Here is an 18,356-nt window from a genome sequence, read left to right on the forward strand (position 1 = left end):
CTCCTTATCTTTCAGAAATGACGTTTATAAAGAGTTCAGGAAGGCGAGCAGCGCTGCCCGCTGCTGTGCATCGAATGCCAGCACCTGACGCTGCGCAGGCAAGGCCTCCCCGCCATGCCAGAGCACCGCTTCCATCAGGTTGCGGGCGCGCCCGTCGTGCAGAAACTGGGTATGGCCGCTGACCGTTTGAGTCAGCCCGATGCCCCACAGCGGCGCGGTTCGCCACTGTCGGCCGCTGGCCTGAAATTCGCTGAGGTTGTCTGCCAGCCCTTCGCCCATGTCGTGCAGCAACAGGTCGGTATAAGGGCGGATGATCTGGTTCGCCAGTTCCGGTTCCGCAGCGTTGGCGGAGGTGGTGAACTGTGGCATATGGCACTGCTGGCAACCGGCTTTGAAAAACAGATTCTTGCCTTGCAGCACCTGCGGGTCAGCCACATCGCGACGCGCCGGAACCGCAAGATTGCGTGTGTAGAAGGTGATCAGTCGCAGAATGTTGTCGCTGACTTCCGGCTCTGCGTCAGGCCCCTGACCGCGGGGCGCCTCGCGGCAGGCGGTCTGCGCAGGGGTGCAATCGTCGACCGCTTTCAGCCTTGTGGTCAGGCCCATGTCGTTGGACAGTGCATGGGCATTCTGCTGATTGATGCCCGGCTGCGAAGCTTTCCAGCCAAAGCGTCCAAGGACCGTTTTCTGTTGCGCGTCATCCCAGACCCAGTTAGGTGTGCCGGTGATGCCGCTGCCGTTGCTGTCATCGGGATTAGCGTTGGCCAGGATCGCAGCCTGCGGGATTGCCTCCAGCAGACCCAGGCCGATCATCGGGGGCGCGATGCGTGCCGAGGTGCGGGTCTGCGGGTGCATCGGGCCGTAGCCGGGCTGGGTAATACGCAGCGTAGGACGACGCAAATGAGCGGGCGTACCGTCGCGCAAATGCACGGTCATCGAGTCATATTCGACACGCACCCTGGCTTCCGGCGTGACCCCGGGAATGGCCATGTCTTGCAGCTGCAGGCCATAGACCGGCTCTGGAGTCAGGCCCAATTGCCTAATGTTTTCGGCGTACGCCGGGTCATCGGGAATGGACAGACGCACCAGCATCGACACGGCGTTATTGGCGTCAGGTTCCGGCGGATGACCGCGACCATCCTTGATGTGGCAGTTCTGACAGGCATTGGTGTTGAACAGTGGCCCGAGGCCGTCCCGCGCAGTGGTCGTCGAGGGCGCGATCACCCACGGGTTGCGGAAGAAACTGTTGCCCACGCTGAAGTCCAGACGCCGCGTAGGCGAGAGGTTGGCCGACGGCAGGGAAAATGCGTTGCGGTCGCTGCGATTGACGGTAGTGGCGCCGCCCGATTGTGCTTCCCCGGGCTCCGCTGTAGTGAAAAGCGGGGCGTCATCGCACCCGCCAAGGGCCGTGGCCATCAGCAGGAAAAACGAAAGACGAAACCGCGCAGTCATACACAACCTGCAAAGGGGTGGAAATCGGGGCGAGCAAGCTTACCAGCCCCTTGTTTGGCGAATAAGAGGGATTTGCGTTTGTAAGTGCCTCTCGAAACGTGTTGTTACCAATTTGCCGGAAAGGGGAAAAGCCTCACTTGAGAGGACGTTCAGACGCCGGTAATTTCCAGTGCAGGGTTCTCCACCAGTAGTTGCATCAAACGGTGCTCGCCCTCGATCACTTTGAACGACCGGTAGTCGCCGATGCTGTCGAGCTGGCGTTCGCGCTCTCGTATCGCCAATTCCTTGGCCCGCTCATAGCCGTGATGCTCGACCCGGAACGACTTGGTCACGCTGCTGCCATTGCGCAATGTGGTACGCGCAACCCAATAGGCGATTCCGGTGTAACAGCGGTAGTGCACGCCGGGATGGCCGCTGGTGTTGGTGGCGATGATGCGCTGACGGATATCCCGGCTGAGCTTGGGCAGGTGCATCAGCAGTAGCTCATCACGGCAAGCGTCGGCTGCTTTGCGAGCCGCGTCACGACCACCGTGGCGAGAGAATGAGAAGAGTCTGTTAAAGGTCCTGCCATCGCGATAGATCGTCACTTTCCAGGCACGCGGTCCCTTGATGCCGACCAGCAGATGGATTCCGTAATTGTTGGCTTTGAGCTTGCTGACGCGGCGCCTTTTATTGTTTCTCTTGGGCACTGTCTGTCTCCTCCTGGATGGGATGGGGTCAAGGAAGTGCGCATCATCGACGGCGAATTGGGAGGGGTTCAATCCGACAGAGAGGGAACAGGAAACGTCCTACAGAACTTACGGATGGATCTTCAAGTACGCTTTCTTCAGGAAGGATTTCAGGTTGCGCGCAGGCAAAAACAGCCAATCCGTGCAGGCGTTGGCTGTGCTTTCAGACCCTGTCTGCACGCGCCTGACGCGTGCAGCAGCGTCGATCAGAAGTCGTGGTCGGCGTTATCCGGGTTCAGGTCGGTAATGCCCAGCTTGCCAGCGGCTTGCTCGATGGCACCGGTCTGTTTGACCAGTGCGGCGATGGCGTCTCGTATTACCTGATTGCCTGCCGTGTTGCCTGCGGCGATCAACTGGTCAAAGTGCTCGCCTTTGTTGGCGTGATCGACGATGACTTGCAGTTTGGCCTGAGTGGCGTTCAGATCAGCACGTACAGTGCTGTCGGTGGCCGGGTCTATCGCGGCAACCAGCGAGGACAGACTAGGACCGCTGACCTTGCTGCCGTCTACACGGGTGTACTCGCCCAGATAGACGTTGCGTATACCCAGGCCGTTGTAGAAGTGGGAGTTGTGAGTGTTGTCGCTGAAACAGTCGTGTTCGTCTTCGCTGGAGTTGGCTTCCAGTGCCACCTTCATGCGTTCGCCCGCCAGTTCGCCCAGCGACAGGCTGCCCATGCCGAACAGCATTTTGCGCAGACCGCTTTCGCCCGACTCAGCTTCCAGTGTCGCGCGGTAATTGTCAGCGACGCCCGGTTTCCAGTTGCCGACCATCTCTTGCAGGTCGCTCACCAGCAGGTCGGTCGCGGCTTTCAGGTAAGCGCGACGGCGATCATTGTGGCCTCCGGTGGCGCCAGCGCCTTCGAGGTAATCGCTGGCGGGACGCTCGCCGGCGCCCGGGCCGGTGCCATGCAGGTCCTGGCCCCAGAGCAGGAATTCGATGGCGTGATAGCCCGTGGCAACGTTGGCTTCTGAACCGCCCAGTTCATTGAGGCTCGCCAGCTTTTGCGGCGTGATTTCGCTGACGTCGACCTTGTCTTCACCGACCTGAATCCAGGTGTTGGCGATGATGTTGGCCGTAGCGCCAGGATTGCCCAGCGCATGCTGATAATCCTTGGCGACGTAGTCGATCAGGCCTTCATCCAGCGGCCAGGCGTTCACCTGGCCTTCCCAGTCATCAATGATGCTGTTGCCGAAGCGAAACACTTCGGTCTGCATGTAGGGAACACGCGCGGCAAGCCAGGCATCGCGGGCGGCTTTCAGAGTCAGGTCATTGGGGGTTGCGAGGAACGTATCAACGGCGGTGTTGAGGGTCTTGGCTGTGGCTTGGGCGTCGCTGAATGCGGCGAGCACGATGTCCGCGTAGTTCGCCACTACCGCCTTGGCAGCAGCGTCGCGGGTCTGCGCAGGAGCGGCGTCCGCTGTCGACGCAGAGGCTGCAGCCGTCGGAGTGGGCGTTGGCGCAGCGGCGACGGGCGTGTCCTTGTCTTGGTCACAACCAGCCAAAGCGATAGCGATGGCCAGAAGACTGGCAGTAGCCAGGGGCGTACGAATCATGACGGAATCCTGCGTCGAAGAGGGGGGGACATTGGCGAACGCCATAAAAATCCGCGCCATAATGCGAAGTATTTGCATTAGGTGTAAAGGCAAAAAGCCGTGATTCGGCAGGGGAGGTATTGCAAGCTGTTACAAGAAGATCGAGGCAGGAGCCGACATGAAAGCCATGATTTGAGACATTCTCTTCAGGTCAGTGCGAGTACAGCGAGGGAAGGGGGATGCGCGTTACAACACCCCCACGCGTGTCCGTTGCGCCTGCTTCAGATAAGCCAGCAACTCCCGTGCTGGCAACGGTTTGCTGTAGAAATAGCCTTGGCCTTCGTGGCAGCCCTCGGAAATGACGTACGCCTCTTGTTCTCGGGTTTCGACGCCTTCAGCGATGACCTGCATGCCCAGGCTTTTACCCAACTGAATGATGGCACGCACGATGGTGGCGTCGTCGTCATCGTCGATCAGGTCCTGCACGAAGCTCTTGTCGATCTTGATCTTGTCCAGCGGCAGACTCTTCAGGTAGCTGAGCGACGAATAGCCGGTGCCGAAGTCATCGATGGCGATCAGCGCGCCGGAGCGGCGCAGGCTTAGCAGGTGCTGAGCGGCAGTGCTGATGTCTTCCATCAGGCCGGTTTCGGTGACTTCCAGTTCCAGGCTGCGCGGGGGCAGGCGGTAGATCTGCAGGAGGTTATTCACCACTCGCGGCAGCTCGGCGTGGTGCAGTTGCACGGTGGAAAGGTTGACCGCCATGCGCAGATCGATGAAGCCCTGATCGTGCCATTCGCGCAGTTGCCTGCACGCTTGGTCCAGCACCCATTCACCAATGGTGATGATGCTGCCGTTCTGTTCGGCCAGCGGAATAAATTGATCCGGAGGCACTAAACCGTGTTCGGGGTGGTTCCATCGAATCAGTGCTTCGATACCGACCACGCGCTGATCGCGGTAGCTGATTTGCGGCTGGTAGACGAGATGAAACTGGTCGCGCACCAACGCTTCGCGCAGGTCTTTTTCCAGCTCGCGACGGCGACGCATTTCGCTGTCGACGCTGGCAATGTAGAACTGATAGCGGTTGCGTGAACGGGTTTTGGCCAGGGTCATGGTCTGTTCGGCTTTCTGCAGCAGCTTCTCGGTGCTGTCGCCATCTTCCGGGAACAGGGTGATGCCGATGGTGGCACGCAGGCGAATCTCCTCGCCGTCTACCGCAAACGGCGCTTCCAGATCATCGAGGATGTTTTGCGCCAGTTCCGCGGCCTCGTAAGGCTGCTCGATATCGGCCTGGACCAGCGCGAACTGATCGCCGCCCAGCCGCGCCAGAGAGCCCAGCCGGCCGCTGTGCGCGCGCAGACGATCAGCCAAAGCCAGCAGCAACTGATCGCCGGCCTGATAGCTAAATTGCTCGTTGATGCCTTTGAAATCGTCCAGGCCCACGCAGAGCACGGCGACGCGATGCTGCACGCGACCGGAGTCCATTAGAATCTTGTCCAGTTGGCGCTGCAATTGCTGGCGATTGGGCAGACCGGTGAGGAAGTCGTATTGAGCCATGCGCAACAGGCTGGACTCCGCCTCATGACGCAGGTGGGTATTGCGCTCGATCGAGGCAAGCAGCTGATTGGCCGTATTGACCCAGAGGCCCAGTTCGTTCTTTTCGTGACCCTTTAGCAGCGGCAGCTGATGTTCGCTGGGACGGTCGGGATTAATGTTGGTCAGGTGTTCGATAATTCGCGACAGCGGTTTGGTCAACAGCCAGTGATAAACCAGGTACAAGACCATACCCATTGCCAGCGCCCGCAGAACGCCGGAGATGAAAATGATCATTGAGTTGATCAGAAAGCCTTCGCCATAGGTGGCCGTGTCCAGCGTGATACGGAGATCACCGTAGTATTCGCTATAGGGGCTGCGGCCAACCAGCTGGGTGGTGAAGCTGCGTTCCTGACCGAGAATCGGATCGGTCAGCCAGCGAGTGGGCGTAGCTTCCAGGTCGCGGGATTTTTCTGCCAGCAGGGTTTCGTTGGGGTGCCCGATCGAAGCCATGCGTACAGCCTGATCCTGAAACAGGCCCTCGATGACCTGCATGCCCATTTCCCGGTCCAGGCTATAGACTGCCTGGGTCGACGGGTCCCGAAACATATCGAGAATCCGCTCGGCGTCAGTGGCGACGGCTTGTCGGGTCTTGTAAGCGTCGTAAACAATCTGTGCACAGCTGAGTACGACGCCCACCACCAGGGCCGACAAGAGCACCACGCGCAGCAGTTTCACCGACAGGCTATTTTTGAGTTCCAGCTTCAAATGGGTATTCCTTCATCCATGCTGGCTTGCAAGCATTGGTACTGCAGACCTTTCTGGCCAAGGCGTTGAAGCAGCCTGACCGGGTTTATTCTCATACCACTCACATGCGTGCACGCAAGGCTATCGAAGTGTGTCGGTAATCGGTAGACGGAACTTGAGCGCCGTTGCGTTGAATCATGTCGAAACCGCGATAGGGCCGGCTAGCCTTGTCTGACAATACCTAAAGGACGAACAGAAGGCGAAAAAAAACCCGGCCATGCCGGGTTTTTCATATGACGCAGTAATCAGGCGGTGAAAACCTTGCCTTCGAACTGCTCAGCGACGAACTTCCAGTTCACCAGGTTCCAGAACGCCTCGACGTATTTCGGACGCAGGTTACGGTAGTCGATGTAGTAGGCGTGTTCCCACACATCGCAGGTCAGCAGCGGGGTGTCGCCGCTGGTCAGCGGGTTGCCGGCGCCGATGGTGCTGGCCAGCGCCAGGGAGCCGTCAGCCTTCTTCACCAGCCAGCCCCAGCCAGAGCCGAAGGTGCCGATGGAGGTCTTGCTGAACTCTTCCTTGAACTTGTCGAACGAACCGAATGCCGCGTTGATGGCGTCAGCCAGCGCGCCGGTGGGCTGACCGCCAGCGTTCGGGGCCAGGCAGTTCCAGTAGAACGTGTGGTTCCATACCTGGGCTGCGTTGTTGAAGATACCGCCCGAGGAAGATTTGACGATTTCTTCCAGAGTCTTGCCTTCGAACTCGGTGCCAGGCACCAGGTTGTTCAGGTTCACGACATAGGTGTTGTGGTGCTTGTCGTGGTGATATTCCAGTGTTTCCTTGGAGATGTGCGGTGCCAGAGCATCGTGTGCATACGGCAGCGGCGGCAATTCGAAAGCCATGGTAATTCTCCTAATCAGGTCAGTTGCGGTGAGCGCAAGGCCGATCACGGGCGGCCAGACATAACATACGCCGGCGAGTTTTTACTCTTTGCGACGCAGGGGCTGGATCATAGCACCGGGTCCTGCCCATAACCACGCAACAACTGTGTGGGATAGAGGTTCCAGTGCTGTGGGCGAGAAATTGGATTTCTGCTGCGATCACAGCCACATTCGGTGATAGCCGGTGTTGCAGCGCCGATGCAGTCAGCGTGAGAAACCTGGGCGTTAATTCGCGACAGACCGGCGAATTCAAGATACAGGTATCGCCTGACGCAGCGTCATCGCGAATGAGTTCGCCGCCTTGAGAGATTGTCGACAGAGAGCGTTCAGGCGGTTCTGATCAGCTGCACGGCCACGCTGAACATCATCACCGCTACCATAAAATCCAGCAGGCGCCAGGTGGTGGGACGTGCCAGCCAAGGGGCGAGCCAGGCGGCGCCAATCGCCAGCGTCGAGAACCACAACAAGGAAGCACTGGCGGCGCCCGCTACGTAGGCCCCAGGCTCTGTCTGCTGGGCGCCGAGCGAGCCGATCAGCAGCACGGTATCCAGATAGACGTGCGGGTTGAGCAGTGTCACGGCCAGTGCCGTCAGCAGCACGGCCCGCCGCGAGCGCTGGCCGGTGGCGTCGCCTTTCTCCAGGCGGTGTGGCGACAGCGCGCGGCGCAACGCTTTGACGCCATACCACAGCAAAAACGCCACGCCGCCCCAGCGCGCCAACGCGAGCAGGGTCGGGTTGTGCGCCAGCACATTGGCCAGACCGAACACCCCCGCCGCCACCAGCACCACATCGCAGAGGATGCACAGCACCGCTACGGACAGGTGATGTTCACGTCGCAGGCTTTGCGTCAGAACGTAGGTGTTCTGTGAACCGATCGCCATGATCAGGCCCAAGGCGACCAGCAGGCCGTTGAGGTAGCTTTGCCACATCGTGTCGTGCTCCAAAATGCGTTAACGCAAGAAATCGATGTAGCAATTATTCAGCGTTCAGGTATATAAGGAAAAGCAATAATGCTGATCGCTCATTAGGAAAATTGATGTTCGATTACAAGTTGCTCTCAGCGCTCGCGGCCGTGATCGAGCAGGCAGGCTTTGAGCGTGCAGCTCAGGTTCTAGGGTTGTCGCAGTCGGCGGTGTCGCAGCGTATCAAGTTGCTTGAAGCGCGCATCGGCCAGCCGGTGCTGGTGCGGGCGACGCCACCGAGTCCAACCGACATCGGACGCCGTCTGCTCAATCATGTGCAGCAAGTGCGCTTGCTCGAGCGTGACCTGCAAAGTCAGGTGCCCGCGCTGGACGAAGGTGGTATTCCGGAACGCCTGCGTATCGCGCTCAACGCTGACAGCCTGGCGACATGGTGGGCGCAGGCGGTAGGCGATTTCTGCGTTGAGCACCATCTGCTGATCGATCTGGTGGTAGAGGATCAGGATGTCGGCCTCAAGCGCATGCGCGCCGGCGAGGTGGCCGCATGCCTGTGTGGCAGCGAACGCCCGGTGGCCGGGGCGCGAAGTCTGCTGCTGGGCGCCATGCGCTATCGGGCGCTGGCCAGCCCGGATTTTATCGCCCGACATTTTCCTGCCGGCTTTACCCCGCAGATGCTGGCCCATGTACCTGCGCTGGTGTTCGGGCCGGATGATTTCCTGCAGCACCGCTACCTGCAGTCGTTGGGGATAGAGGGCGGTTTTCAGCATCATTTGTGCCCGTCCTCGGAAGGTTTCATTCGCATGACGGAGGCCGGAATGGGCTGGGGGCTGGTGCCCGAGCTGCAGGTTCGCGAACAACTGGCGAGCGGAAAACTGGTGGAAATATTGAGCGAGCGCTGCATCGATGTCCCGTTGTACTGGCATCATTGGCGCAATGGCGGCCAGCTGCTGACGCAGTTGACCGATCACCTGGCAAAAAAAGCCGGACAATGGCTGGTGGCGCTTGAGGCGCAGTGAGCGTCAGTAACCGTCTTTAACATGACGGATTGTGGGGGTGCGCTTGCCTGCGATGGGGGCTGCCTGTCACTTTGTTCGTCGCAGACGCATCACCTTCGTGGTTAGCGAGCGGTTGCAATTGATCGCTCGGCGTCATCACAACGGCGGGCGATGCGAAATGTATGGATTAAACGGAGCGGTAAATGAAGATTCTGGTCACCGGCGCAAGCGGCTTCATCGGCGGACGCTTTGCGCGTTTTGCTTTGGAGCAGGGATTAAGCGTACGGGTCAATGGCCGTCGCGCGCAGGGCGTCGAGCATCTGGTGCGACGCGGTGCCGAATTCATTCAAGGCGACCTGAATGATCCGGAACTGGTGCAGGCTTTGTGTCACGACGTTGAAGCGGTGGTGCATTGCGCCGGCGCCGTGGGGACCTGGGGACGGCGTCAGGACTTCCACCAAGGCAACGTTCAGGTCACCGAAAACGTGGTCGAGGCCTGCCTCAAGCAACAGGTGCGCCGATTGGTGCACCTGTCTTCGCCGTCCATTTATTTCGATGGGCATTCGCACCTGTCTCTTCGTGAAGAACAGGTGCCCAAGCGCTTTCACAACCACTACGCTGCGAGCAAATACCTGGCCGAGCAGAAAGTCTTCGGTGCCGAGGAATTCGGGCTTGAGGTCATCGCCCTGCGCCCGCGTTTCGTGACCGGAGCGGGTGACACCAGCATCTTTCCGCGACTGCTGCACATGCAGCATAAAAAGCGTCTGGCGATCATCGGCAATGGTTTGAACAAGGTCGATTTCACCAGCATCCATAATCTTAACGAAGCGCTGCTCAGCAGCCTTCTGGCCGCAGGGTCGGCGCTGGGCAAGGCTTACAACATCAGCAACGGTGCGCCGGTTCCGGTCTGGGACGTGGTCAATTATGTGATGCGCCAGATGCAGCTGGCGCCTGTCACTCGTTATCGTTCATATGGGCTGGCCTACAGCGCAGCGGCGCTGAACGAGGCCGCGTGCATGCTGTGGCCCGGTCGTCCTGAACCTGGGCTGTCCAGAATCGGGATGCAGGTCATGAGCCGGGATTTCACCCTTGATATCAGCCGCGCCCAGTATCATCTGGATTACCAGCCAAAGGTCAGCATCTGGACCGCGCTGGACGAATTCTGCACCTGGTGGAAAGCGCAGCCCGGCGCCGGCTTGTAACGCGGTCCGCGATTCGGACGATCCTGACGTCCGCCGGTATACTCCCCGCCATCAAGATCCATTGGATTTCAAGGTACCCCCATGCACAAAGACCCTTATGACGACGTTGACAACATCCCCAGCCTCAGCGCCAAAGATGATGACGACGACTTCATCCCGACTGCCGGTGCCCGTGAGCGCACCATGGTGTATTCGCGGACCACGCCGGTGGTCAAGGTCAAAGCGCACGGCACCGGCGCGTTGTGGGCGTTTATCGGTGCGCTGTCCATCGCACTCTGTGGCTTGGGTTGGTGGAGTTTTCAGCAGGTAACGTTGATGGAGCAGCAACTGGTCGCCACTCAGGAAAGCTTCGCGCGCATCAGCGAGGAAGCGGCGGGGCGCCTGCAGGCTATATCCGGCAAGGTTGTCGCCACCGAGTCTGTCGCCAATAGCGGCGGCGAAGCGTTGAGGGCGCAGCTCAAGGAGCTGCAGGATCAACTGGCTGATCAGGGCAGGCAGCAGCAAGGCGTGGCCGGTGTGCAGGGCGGCCTGGACAAACGACTGGAGCAGATTGCCACGCAGGCGACGCAGCAGCAGGCGACGAATCAGCAGCTGCAGGATCAGCTCAAGGCTGTGACGGCAGAGTTGGCGACGTTGAAAGCGGCGATGCCGGATGGCAAGTCGGCGCAGGATCGTCTGGATTCGCAGCTCAAGAGTCTGAGTGCGGATGTTGCAAATCTGAAGAAGAACGACAGCAGTCAGGCCATCGAGCGGCTCGAGCAGGACATGATTGTGCTCAAGAGCGAGCAGGACAACCGTCCGGCGGCTGCATCTTCTGCGGCCAGTACACAGGAGTTTGATGCGTTTCGGGGGCAGATGACTCGCAATCTGAATACGTTGCAGAGTCAGATTCAGACGTTGTCGCAGCAGATCAATTTGCGTACGCAGTGAGGGTTGTCTGAGTCTGGTTGGCGCGGGGGGGGTGTGTTCATTTCCGCCGGCTTGGAGGCTCGAAATACGGTGGATTCGCACCCAAGTCGCGACGTGTAACGTCTGAGCCGTCGCGAGAGAAAAAGCCAAGGTAAGGCGCCCTGAGACTCAAGCGTGACACAGGGGATTGGCTGCAGGCGCAAATCCCCGGGCGTCGCAGAACCTTGTGGGAGGAGTCGGGGGCTACGGCCGCGAACGCGGTGGGTCCATGACAGGTAAGTTGCCTGATACCCCGCGTTCATCCGAGTGCGGCCCGCGCTGCTGCGTGTGTGCTCTTGCTGGCCAACACCCCAACCGTTAATTACAACGCCGGATAATCCACATACCCCACCGGCCCTTTCCCATAGAAAGTCTGCGGATTTGCGTCGTTCAACGGCGCATCTTTCGCCAGCCGCGCAGGCAGATCCGGATTGGCAATGAACGGCACGCCAAACGCAACGGCATCAGCCTTACCGCTGGCCAACCACGCATTAGCGCTGTCCTTGGTGAATTTTTCGTTAGCGATGAACACCCCGCCGAACGCCTCTTTCAACCGCGGCGCCAGGCTGTCGTCCAGCTCGCGTTCACGGGCGCAGATGAATGCGATGCCGCGCTGGCCCAGCGCTTTAGCCACGTAGGTAAAGGTTGCAGCAAGGCAGTCGTCACCCATGTCGTGAGCATCGGCGCGGGGTGCCAGGTGCACGCCGACGCGACCTGCGCCCCAAACCTCAACGACTGCGTCAGTCACCTCCAGCAGCAGACGCGCGCGGTTTTCAAGCGAGCCCCCATAGGCGTCGTTGCGCTGATTGGTACTGCTCTGCAAAAACTGATCGAGCAGGTAACCGTTGGCGCCATGAATCTCCACGCCGTCGAAACCGGCAGCCTTGGCGTTTTCGGCACCCACCCGGAAAGCCTCGATGACCTCTTCGATTTCAGCCAGCTCCAGCGCTCGGGGCGTCGGGTAGTCGGACAGCGGGCGCACGAGACTGACGTGACCTGCGGGACGAATGGCGCTCGGGGCCACCGGCGCTTCGCCATTGAGGTAGCTGGAGTGCGAGATACGGCCAACGTGCCACAGTTGCAGAACGATCTTGCCACCGGCTGCGTGCACAGCCCTGGTCACGTTGCTCCAGCCACGCACCTGATCGTTGGACCAGATGCCGGGGGTGTCTGGATAACCGACACCCATCGCAGTCACCGAGGTGGCTTCGGTGATGATCAGGCCAGCCGAGGCACGCTGCACGTAATACTCGGCCATCATCGCGTTGGGCACCCGGCCTTCGTCGGCGCGGCAGCGTGTCAGCGGGGCCATGATGATGCGATTGGCCAGGTCGAGTTCGCCGACCCTGATCGGGTCAAAAAGGGTAGTCATCGGGGGTGTCCTCAGTGCAGTCATAAATAAGTGAATTCGCAGGGTTTCAGCACTCGTTGAAACGCTGATGCTGAACGATCAGTTTGCAACGGCAGCCAGCCCGGCATCGCCGCGCTGACGAAAGTTGATCAAGGTCACCAGCAAAGCCAGCAGCGCCAGGCCACCGGCCGCCAACGGCACGCTGGTCAGGCCGAATCCGTGAGCGATGACGCTCCCGCCGACCCAGGCGCCAAGAGCGTTTCCGACGTTGAAGGCACCGATGTTCAGGGTCGAAACCAGGTTGGGTGCGTCCTTGCCGAAGGTCACCACGTTGATCTGCAAGGCAGGCACGGCGGCGAAGGCGGCGGTGGCCCAGAGAAACAACGTCACTTCAGCCGGGATCAGCGCAACGCTGGTCCATCTCAGGACGGTGGAGATCACGGCCATGGCGATGAACACGCCGATCAGCGTGGCGGCCAGCCGTCGATCAGCCAGTTTGCCGCCGATGATATTGCCGACGGTCAACCCCAGGCCGATCAACAGCAGCGTCCAGGTCACGCCCAGTGGCGACACGCCGGTAACGTCACCCAGCAGCGGAGCGACGTAGGTAAACAGGGCGAACATCGAGGCTGCGAACAGCGCAGTCATGCTCAGCGACAGCCATATGCCGATGCCTTTGAGTGCACGCAGCTCGGCGCGCATGTCGAGTTTTTCCTCATCGCGTCTGGCCGGCAGATAGCGGATCAGACCGATAAACGCGATCACACCAATGACCGTGACGGCGTAGAAGGTCGAGCGCCAGCCCGCCTGTTGTCCCAGGGCGGTACCCAGCGGCACGCCCAGCACATTGGCCAGGGTCAGGCCGGTGAACATCAGAGCCACCGCCGAGGCGCGACGGTTGGCCGGCACCAGGCCTGCAGCCACCACCGAACCGATACCGAAGAATGCGCCATGGCACAGGGCAGTGACCACGCGAGCGAACATCAAGATGTTGTAGTCGGCAGCGATGGCGCAGAGCAGATTGCCGACGATGAAGATGCCCATCAGCGTCACCAGTGCGCCCTTGCGCGGCAGCCTGGCGGTGGCCAGGGCCATGAACGGCGCGCCGATGGCGACACCCAGGGCATAGCCGGTGACCAGCCAACCGGCGCCGGGGATGCTGACGCCCAGATCGGTAGCGACATCGGGCAACAAGCCCATGATGACAAATTCGGTGGTGCCGATAGCGAAGGCGCTCAGGGCCAGAATGAGTAACGACAGAGGCACGGGGCATCTCCTGTGGATGGGGGTTAGATCTGTTGGGTCAGCGCCTGCAAAAACGCTTGAATGGCGTCTTCATTGCGTTTGAAAAAATGCCACTGGCCATATTTCTTGCTGGTGATCAGACCCGCGCGTTGCAGAGTGGCCAGATGTGCCGAAACGGTGGACTGCGACAGACCGGCGCGTTGGTCGATCTGACCTGCGCATACTCCGTTCTCCAGCGAGTGATCCTGATCGGGGAAGCAGGTGTAAGGGTCCTTGAGCCAGACCAGAATCTGGCGACGAACCGGGTGGGCCAGGGCTTTTATTATGTCGTCGAGGTCGATAGGCATGTCGTTCTCAATCTGCGAGCAGCGGTATATCGGAAGGGGTGAACTTTATATCGATAAATCGCGATATACAAATATAAATAGGTGCTAAGCATGGCCTAAATGGATATAACGAGTTGTATCAATAGATAGCGCGGACCCTGTGGGACGGATTTCTCCGCGATGGTGGCTTTACAGGCGCCACCAATGTGGTGAATGTACTGACGTCTCGCGGATAAATCCGCTCCCACAGGTTGCGCCATACGCTGATGAATTACCTTGCACACCTCCATCTGGGCGGTCAGACATCCGCGCAACTGCTGGGCAGCCTGTACGGCGATTTCGTCAAAGGGCTGTTGCCGGGGCGCTTTCCTGCGGACATTGAAGACGCCATCCGCCTGCATCGACGCATTGATGCGTTCACGGATGCTCATCCCCTCATCAAGCAGGCCGTGGCCCGCTTTCCAACCGAGCGTCGGCGTTACGCCGGCATCGTGATCGACGTGTTCTTCGATCACTGCCTGGCGCGGGATTGGGCGCGATACTCCGATATGCCGCTGCAGGCTTTCACTCAGAAGGTCTACCGAGTTCTGGCTCACGAACCGGCCTTGCCTGAACGCCTGGCGATGATCGCCCCGCGCATGGCCGCGCAGGACTGGCTGGGTTCGTATGTGGATTTCGACTCGGTGGGCGAGGCGCTTGCGGGTATTTCCCGACGCCTGTCACGCCCCGAGGGACTGGCAGGCGCCATGCAGGAATTGCGTGGGCTGTATCAGCCATTGAGCAAAGACTTTCGCGAGTTCTATCCACAGCTGCAGGCATTCGCCGTTGGCGAACAGCCGACGCAAGTGTGAGAGCAGGTCGTCGTCACCGCCCTTAAGCGTTGGTGATGCTTGCGTGACAGGGCGCTTAGATTCGTGCCGAACGTACTCATTTGCCCGCGGTCTGACAGCCGGACAGGTTGCCTATTCGCGCCGCTGGAGTTCTCATGCCCTCTTTCATCCGTCTATTGCTGGCTTCGCTCGCCGTCCTGGCATTGCCTGCTCAGGCGAATTGGTATCTGGATAATGAGTCGTCACGCCTGTCGTTCATCTCCACCAAAAATGCGGACGTCTGCGAGGTGCATCGCTTCCTCACCATGCACGGCAAGGTCGACCCCAAGGGCGTGGCCGAGGTAGCGGTCGAGCTGGATTCAGTGAGCACAGGCATCCCGCTGCGTGATGAGCGTTTGCGCAGGCAGCTGTTCGATATCAAGCAATTTCCCGAGGCGCGGATCACGGCGCAACTGGACATGCGTCCGATCAATGCCCTGGCACCGGGAGCGCAGCTGGAACTGCGTCTGCCGCTGAAAGTGCAACTGCACGGCCAGTCGCAGAGCTACAGCGCCGAGTTGTTGGCGACGCGGCTGGACGACAAACGCTTTCAGGTTGTCACGCTTGAGCCATTGGTGCTGCACGCCGAAGACTTCGGCCTGCTCCCGGGGCTTGAAGGTTTACGTCAGATGGCCGGTCTTAGCGCAATCAGTTTTTCAGTGCCTGTTGGCGCCGTGCTGATTTTCACGGCGCGCTGAGCATGAGAGGCGCGATCTTTCCGTGGCGTGGAGACAACCATTTCAATTTGCTGATCGACGGGCCGGCGTTCTTCCCGCGCATGATTGCCGCCATCGAGGCGGCGCAGCAGCAGGTGGAACTGGAGCTGTATCTGGTCGAGGCGGGCACTTGCGCCGAAGCGGTGGTGCAGGCGTTGGTGAATGCGGCCAGGCGCGGAATCATCGTGCGCTGCCTGTTCGATGATTTCGGCTCGCTGGCGTTCACCTTGAACCTGCGCACACGCTTGACGGAGGCGGGGGTGATTTTACGCTTCTACAACCGCGTGCATTGGCGGCGAGGCATCCGCAACTTCTATCGCGATCACCGCAAGCTGTTGTTGGTGGACAAACAGTTGGCGGTGGTCGGCGGCACGGGTGTGACCGACGAATTCTGGCAACCGGAACAAGAGCGCAGCCAATGGCACGAAGTTATGGTGGAAATTCGCGGCCCGCTGGTGCTCGACTGGCAAGCACTGTTCGACCGCCAGTTTCACGCCAACCCTCGCCGCCGTGCATGGCGCCCTGCGGAAAACTTCGGCCTGCCGCGATTACCGAGAACGCCGGTCAGCGGCAATGGACTGGGCCGGGTCGCCTACGCAGACTCACGCCAGCATCGCGACATCCTGCAATCGCTGGTGCGTTCCCTGAACACGGGCAGCAAGCGCATCTGGCTGGCGACCCCTTATTTTCTGCCGACCTGGAAAATTCGCCGCGCCTTGCGCAGGGCAGCCTCACGCGGGGTCGACGTGCGCCTGCTGTTGACCGGTCCGCGCACCGATCACCCTTCCGTGCGCTACGCCGGCCATCGGTATTACCCACGCCTGCTCAAGGCCGGGGTGAAAATCTTCGAATACCAGCCGTGTTTTCTGCATCTGAAGATGGTGCTGGTGGACGATTGGGTCAGCGTTGGCTCGTGCAACTTCGATCACTGGAACCTGCGCTTCAATCTCGAAGCGAACCTTGAAGCGATGGACCCTGCGTTGACCCTGGCCGTGCGCGACAGCTTCGAGCGCGACTTTCTGGTCAGCAGCGAGGTCAGCCTCGACAACTGGCGTTCGCGTCCGCTGTGGCGAAGGGTTCAGCAGCGCCTGTGGGGTTGGGTAGACCGGTTGGTGGTCAATCTGCTGGATCGTCGGGGCTGATTGTTACACTGCGGATCCGTAGCCCCAAGCCTGCAGGCCCCCGCATCGGTGAATCTTGATCTGCTGCGCGCTATGGATAGATGATCGGCCATCGAACGCGGACAATAAAAAGCCCGGCACGCGGGCCGGGCTTCGGTAACTGACAAGGAATGCTTACTGCACTTCCACCGCCAGGCTGTCACTGATCTTCTTCTGCCAGATGGCAGGACCGGTAATGTGAACCGACTCGCCTTTGCTGTCCACGGCGACGGTAACCGGCATGTCCTTGACTTCGAACTCGTAGATCGCTTCCATGCCCAATTCAGGGAATGCCAGGACCTGTGATTTCTTGATCGCTTGCGCCACGAGGTAAGCCGCGCCGCCGACGGCCATCAGGTAAACAGCCTTGCAGTCCTTGATCGCCTCTATGGCGGTAGGACCGCGCTCCGATTTGCCGATCATGCCCAACAGGCCGGTCTGCTCGAGGATCTGGCGGGTGAATTTGTCCATGCGGGTGGCGGTGGTCGGACCGGCAGGGCCTACCACTTCGTCACCGACCGGATCGACCGGGCCGACGTAATAAATGAAGCGACCTTTCAGATCGACAGGCAGGGTCTCGCCCTTGTTCAGCATCTCGACCATGCGCTTGTGCGCGGCGTCGCGGCCGGTGAGCATCTTGCCGTTGAGCAGGACGGTTTCGCCCGGCTTCCAGCTTTGCACGTCTTCCGGGGTCAGGGTGTCGAGGTTGACACGGCGAGCCGACGGACCTGCTTCCCAGACGATTTCCGGGTAGGCGTCCAGCGGCGGCGCTTCCAGCGAAGCCGGGCCGGAACCGTCGAGCACGAAATGCGCGTGACGGGTCGCGGCGCAATTGGGGATCATGCACACCGGCAGCGAGGCGGCGTGGGTCGGGTAATCCATGATCTTCACGTCGAGCACAGTGGTCAGGCCGCCCAGGCCCTGAGCACCGATGCCCAGCTGGTTGACCTTTTCGAACAGCTCCAGACGCATTTCTTCCAGACGGTTCGACGGGCCGCGCGCCTTGAGCTCGTGGATGTCGATGGAATCCATCAGGACTTCCTTGGCCATCACCGCAGCCTTCTCGGCGGTACCACCGATACCGATGCCGAGCATCCCTGGCGGGCACCAGCCAGCGCCCATGGTCGGAACGGTTTTCAGCACCCAGTCGACGATCGAATCGGACGGGTTGAGCATCGCCATCTTCGATTTGTTTTCCGAGCCGCCGCCTTTGGCCGCCACGTCCACCTCTACGGTATTACCCGGCACGATGGAGTAGTGGATGACCGCCGGGGTGTTGTCCTTGGTGTTTTTGCGAGCGCCCGCCGGGTCGGCGAGGATCGAGGCACGCAGAACGTTTTCCGGCAGATTGTAGGCGCGACGCACGCCTTCGTTGATCATGTCGTCCAGGCCCATGGTCGCACCATCCCAGCGTACGTCCATGCCCACGCGAACGAAAACGGTGACGATGCCGGTGTCCTGGCAGATCGGACGATGACCGGTGGCGCACATGCGCGAGTTGATGAGGATCTGAGCCATCGAGTCGCGCGCGGCGGGCGATTCTTCGCGCAGGTAGGCCTCGTGCATTGCCTGAATGAAATCGACGGGGTGGTAATAGGAGATGAACTGCAGGGCGTCGGCGACGCTCTGTATCAGGTCATCCTGCTTGATCACGGTCATGGACGTTCTCCTCTATCAGGCGGGAACATTTATAG

16 protein-coding genes are annotated in these 18,356 nt (G+C 60.2%); 6 read left to right on the forward strand and 10 right to left on the reverse strand.

The window, feature by feature from the left end; translation table 11 throughout:
- Positions 1-24 precede the first annotated feature (24 nt).
- The 6 genes from EC915_RS06295 to EC915_RS06320 form a co-directional block, all read right to left on the reverse strand.
- Positions 25-1,452 (reverse strand): di-heme oxidoredictase family protein, encoded by a 1,428-nt coding sequence (locus tag EC915_RS06295; RefSeq protein ID WP_133749672.1) that lies wholly within the window; start codon positions 1,450-1,452, stop codon positions 25-27.
- A gap of 149 nt (positions 1,453-1,601) precedes the next feature.
- Positions 1,602-2,141, reverse strand: coding sequence for an AP2/ERF family transcription factor (locus tag EC915_RS06300; protein WP_133749673.1), 540 nt, complete (start codon positions 2,139-2,141; stop codon positions 1,602-1,604).
- Between the two features lie 245 nt (positions 2,142-2,386).
- A complete protein-coding gene (locus EC915_RS06305) occupies positions 2,387-3,733 on the reverse strand; it encodes an imelysin family protein (RefSeq protein ID WP_133749674.1) in 1,347 nt (448 codons plus the stop codon).
- Between the two features lie 225 nt (positions 3,734-3,958).
- Positions 3,959-6,010, reverse strand: a complete 2,052-nt coding sequence (locus EC915_RS06310; RefSeq protein WP_133749675.1) for a bifunctional diguanylate cyclase/phosphodiesterase — start codon at positions 6,008-6,010, stop codon at positions 3,959-3,961.
- Positions 6,011-6,294: 284 nt separating this feature from the next.
- Complete coding sequence (locus tag EC915_RS06315; RefSeq protein ID WP_133749676.1) at positions 6,295-6,891, reverse strand: superoxide dismutase; 597 nt, start codon at positions 6,889-6,891, stop codon at positions 6,295-6,297.
- 365 nt (positions 6,892-7,256) lie between these two features.
- The gene (locus EC915_RS06320) at positions 7,257-7,859 is read right to left on the reverse strand and encodes a LysE/ArgO family amino acid transporter (protein ID WP_133749677.1); all 603 of its coding nucleotides are present in this window, start codon (positions 7,857-7,859) and stop codon (positions 7,257-7,259) included.
- A 107-nt stretch (positions 7,860-7,966) separates the two neighbouring features.
- Between EC915_RS06320 and EC915_RS06325 the strand changes: the two genes are divergently transcribed.
- The 3 genes from EC915_RS06325 (at position 7,967) to EC915_RS06335 (ending at position 10,977) form a co-directional block, all read left to right on the forward strand.
- Positions 7,967-8,866 carry a LysR family transcriptional regulator ArgP gene (locus tag EC915_RS06325; protein ID WP_133749678.1) on the forward strand — a complete coding sequence of 300 codons (900 nt, stop codon included), beginning with the start codon at positions 7,967-7,969 and terminating at the stop codon, positions 8,864-8,866.
- A gap of 182 nt (positions 8,867-9,048) precedes the next feature.
- Complete coding sequence (locus EC915_RS06330; protein ID WP_133749679.1) at positions 9,049-10,047, forward strand: NAD(P)-dependent oxidoreductase; 999 nt, start codon at positions 9,049-9,051, stop codon at positions 10,045-10,047.
- A gap of 81 nt (positions 10,048-10,128) precedes the next feature.
- Positions 10,129-10,977 (forward strand): ATPase, encoded by an 849-nt coding sequence (locus EC915_RS06335; protein WP_133749680.1) that lies wholly within the window; start codon positions 10,129-10,131, stop codon positions 10,975-10,977.
- 340 nt (positions 10,978-11,317) lie between these two features.
- On the opposite strand, the gene EC915_RS06340 is transcribed toward EC915_RS06335, so the two are convergent.
- The 3 genes from EC915_RS06340 to EC915_RS06350 form a co-directional block, all read right to left on the reverse strand.
- Positions 11,318-12,367, reverse strand: a complete 1,050-nt coding sequence (locus EC915_RS06340; protein ID WP_133749681.1) for an alkene reductase — start codon at positions 12,365-12,367, stop codon at positions 11,318-11,320.
- Between the two features lie 78 nt (positions 12,368-12,445).
- Complete coding sequence (locus EC915_RS06345) at positions 12,446-13,612, reverse strand: MFS transporter (RefSeq protein ID WP_133749682.1); 1,167 nt, start codon at positions 13,610-13,612, stop codon at positions 12,446-12,448.
- A gap of 23 nt (positions 13,613-13,635) precedes the next feature.
- Entirely contained in the window at positions 13,636-13,938 is a 303-nt protein-coding gene (locus tag EC915_RS06350; protein ID WP_133749683.1) for a helix-turn-helix transcriptional regulator, read from the reverse strand.
- A gap of 245 nt (positions 13,939-14,183) precedes the next feature.
- On the opposite strand from EC915_RS06350, the gene EC915_RS06355 reads away from it, so the two are divergent.
- The 3 genes from EC915_RS06355 (at position 14,184) to EC915_RS06365 (ending at position 16,644) form a co-directional block, all read left to right on the forward strand.
- Positions 14,184-14,768 carry an ACP phosphodiesterase gene (locus EC915_RS06355; RefSeq protein ID WP_133749684.1) on the forward strand — a complete coding sequence of 195 codons (585 nt, stop codon included), beginning with the start codon at positions 14,184-14,186 and terminating at the stop codon, positions 14,766-14,768.
- Positions 14,769-14,902: 134 nt separating this feature from the next.
- Positions 14,903-15,484, forward strand: a complete 582-nt coding sequence (locus tag EC915_RS06360) for a YceI family protein (protein WP_133749685.1) — start codon at positions 14,903-14,905, stop codon at positions 15,482-15,484.
- 2 nt (positions 15,485-15,486) lie between these two features.
- A complete protein-coding gene (locus tag EC915_RS06365; RefSeq protein ID WP_133749686.1) occupies positions 15,487-16,644 on the forward strand; it encodes a phosphatidylserine/phosphatidylglycerophosphate/cardiolipin synthase family protein in 1,158 nt (385 codons plus the stop codon).
- A 153-nt stretch (positions 16,645-16,797) separates the two neighbouring features.
- Here the strand turns inward: EC915_RS06365 and EC915_RS06370 are convergent, their stop codons facing one another.
- Positions 16,798-18,321, reverse strand: coding sequence for a fumarate hydratase (locus EC915_RS06370; RefSeq protein ID WP_133749687.1), 1,524 nt, complete (start codon positions 18,319-18,321; stop codon positions 16,798-16,800).
- Between the last annotated feature and the right edge of the window lie 35 nt (positions 18,322-18,356).

This window comes from Pseudomonas sp. LP_7_YM, from assembly GCF_004364435.1.
Classification (GTDB): Bacteria; Pseudomonadota; Gammaproteobacteria; order Pseudomonadales; family Pseudomonadaceae; genus Aquipseudomonas.

Bases quoted from the DNA above. Each gene is read 5' to 3' on its own strand.
- EC915_RS06295 (WP_133749672.1), bottom strand. From the start codon at position 1,452: ATGACTGCGCGGTTTCGTCTTTCGTTTTTCCTGCTGATGGCCACGGCC.
- EC915_RS06305 (WP_133749674.1), bottom strand. From the start codon at position 3,733: ATGATTCGTACGCCCCTGGCTACTGCCAGTCTTCTGGCCATCGCTATC.
- EC915_RS06315 (WP_133749676.1), bottom strand. From the start codon at position 6,891: ATGGCTTTCGAATTGCCGCCGCTGCCGTATGCACACGATGCTCTGGCA.
- EC915_RS06320 (WP_133749677.1), bottom strand. From the start codon at position 7,859: ATGTGGCAAAGCTACCTCAACGGCCTGCTGGTCGCCTTGGGCCTGATC.
- EC915_RS06325 (WP_133749678.1), top strand. From the start codon at position 7,967: ATGTTCGATTACAAGTTGCTCTCAGCGCTCGCGGCCGTGATCGAGCAG.
- EC915_RS06330 (WP_133749679.1), top strand. From the start codon at position 9,049: ATGAAGATTCTGGTCACCGGCGCAAGCGGCTTCATCGGCGGACGCTTT.
- EC915_RS06335 (WP_133749680.1), top strand. From the start codon at position 10,129: ATGCACAAAGACCCTTATGACGACGTTGACAACATCCCCAGCCTCAGC.
- EC915_RS06340 (WP_133749681.1), bottom strand. From the start codon at position 12,367: ATGACTACCCTTTTTGACCCGATCAGGGTCGGCGAACTCGACCTGGCC.
- EC915_RS06350 (WP_133749683.1), bottom strand. From the start codon at position 13,938: ATGCCTATCGACCTCGACGACATAATAAAAGCCCTGGCCCACCCGGTT.
- EC915_RS06355 (WP_133749684.1), top strand. From the start codon at position 14,184: ATGAATTACCTTGCACACCTCCATCTGGGCGGTCAGACATCCGCGCAA.
- EC915_RS06360 (WP_133749685.1), top strand. From the start codon at position 14,903: ATGCCCTCTTTCATCCGTCTATTGCTGGCTTCGCTCGCCGTCCTGGCA.
- EC915_RS06365 (WP_133749686.1), top strand. From the start codon at position 15,487: ATGAGAGGCGCGATCTTTCCGTGGCGTGGAGACAACCATTTCAATTTG.
- EC915_RS06370 (WP_133749687.1), bottom strand. From the start codon at position 18,321: ATGACCGTGATCAAGCAGGATGACCTGATACAGAGCGTCGCCGACGCC.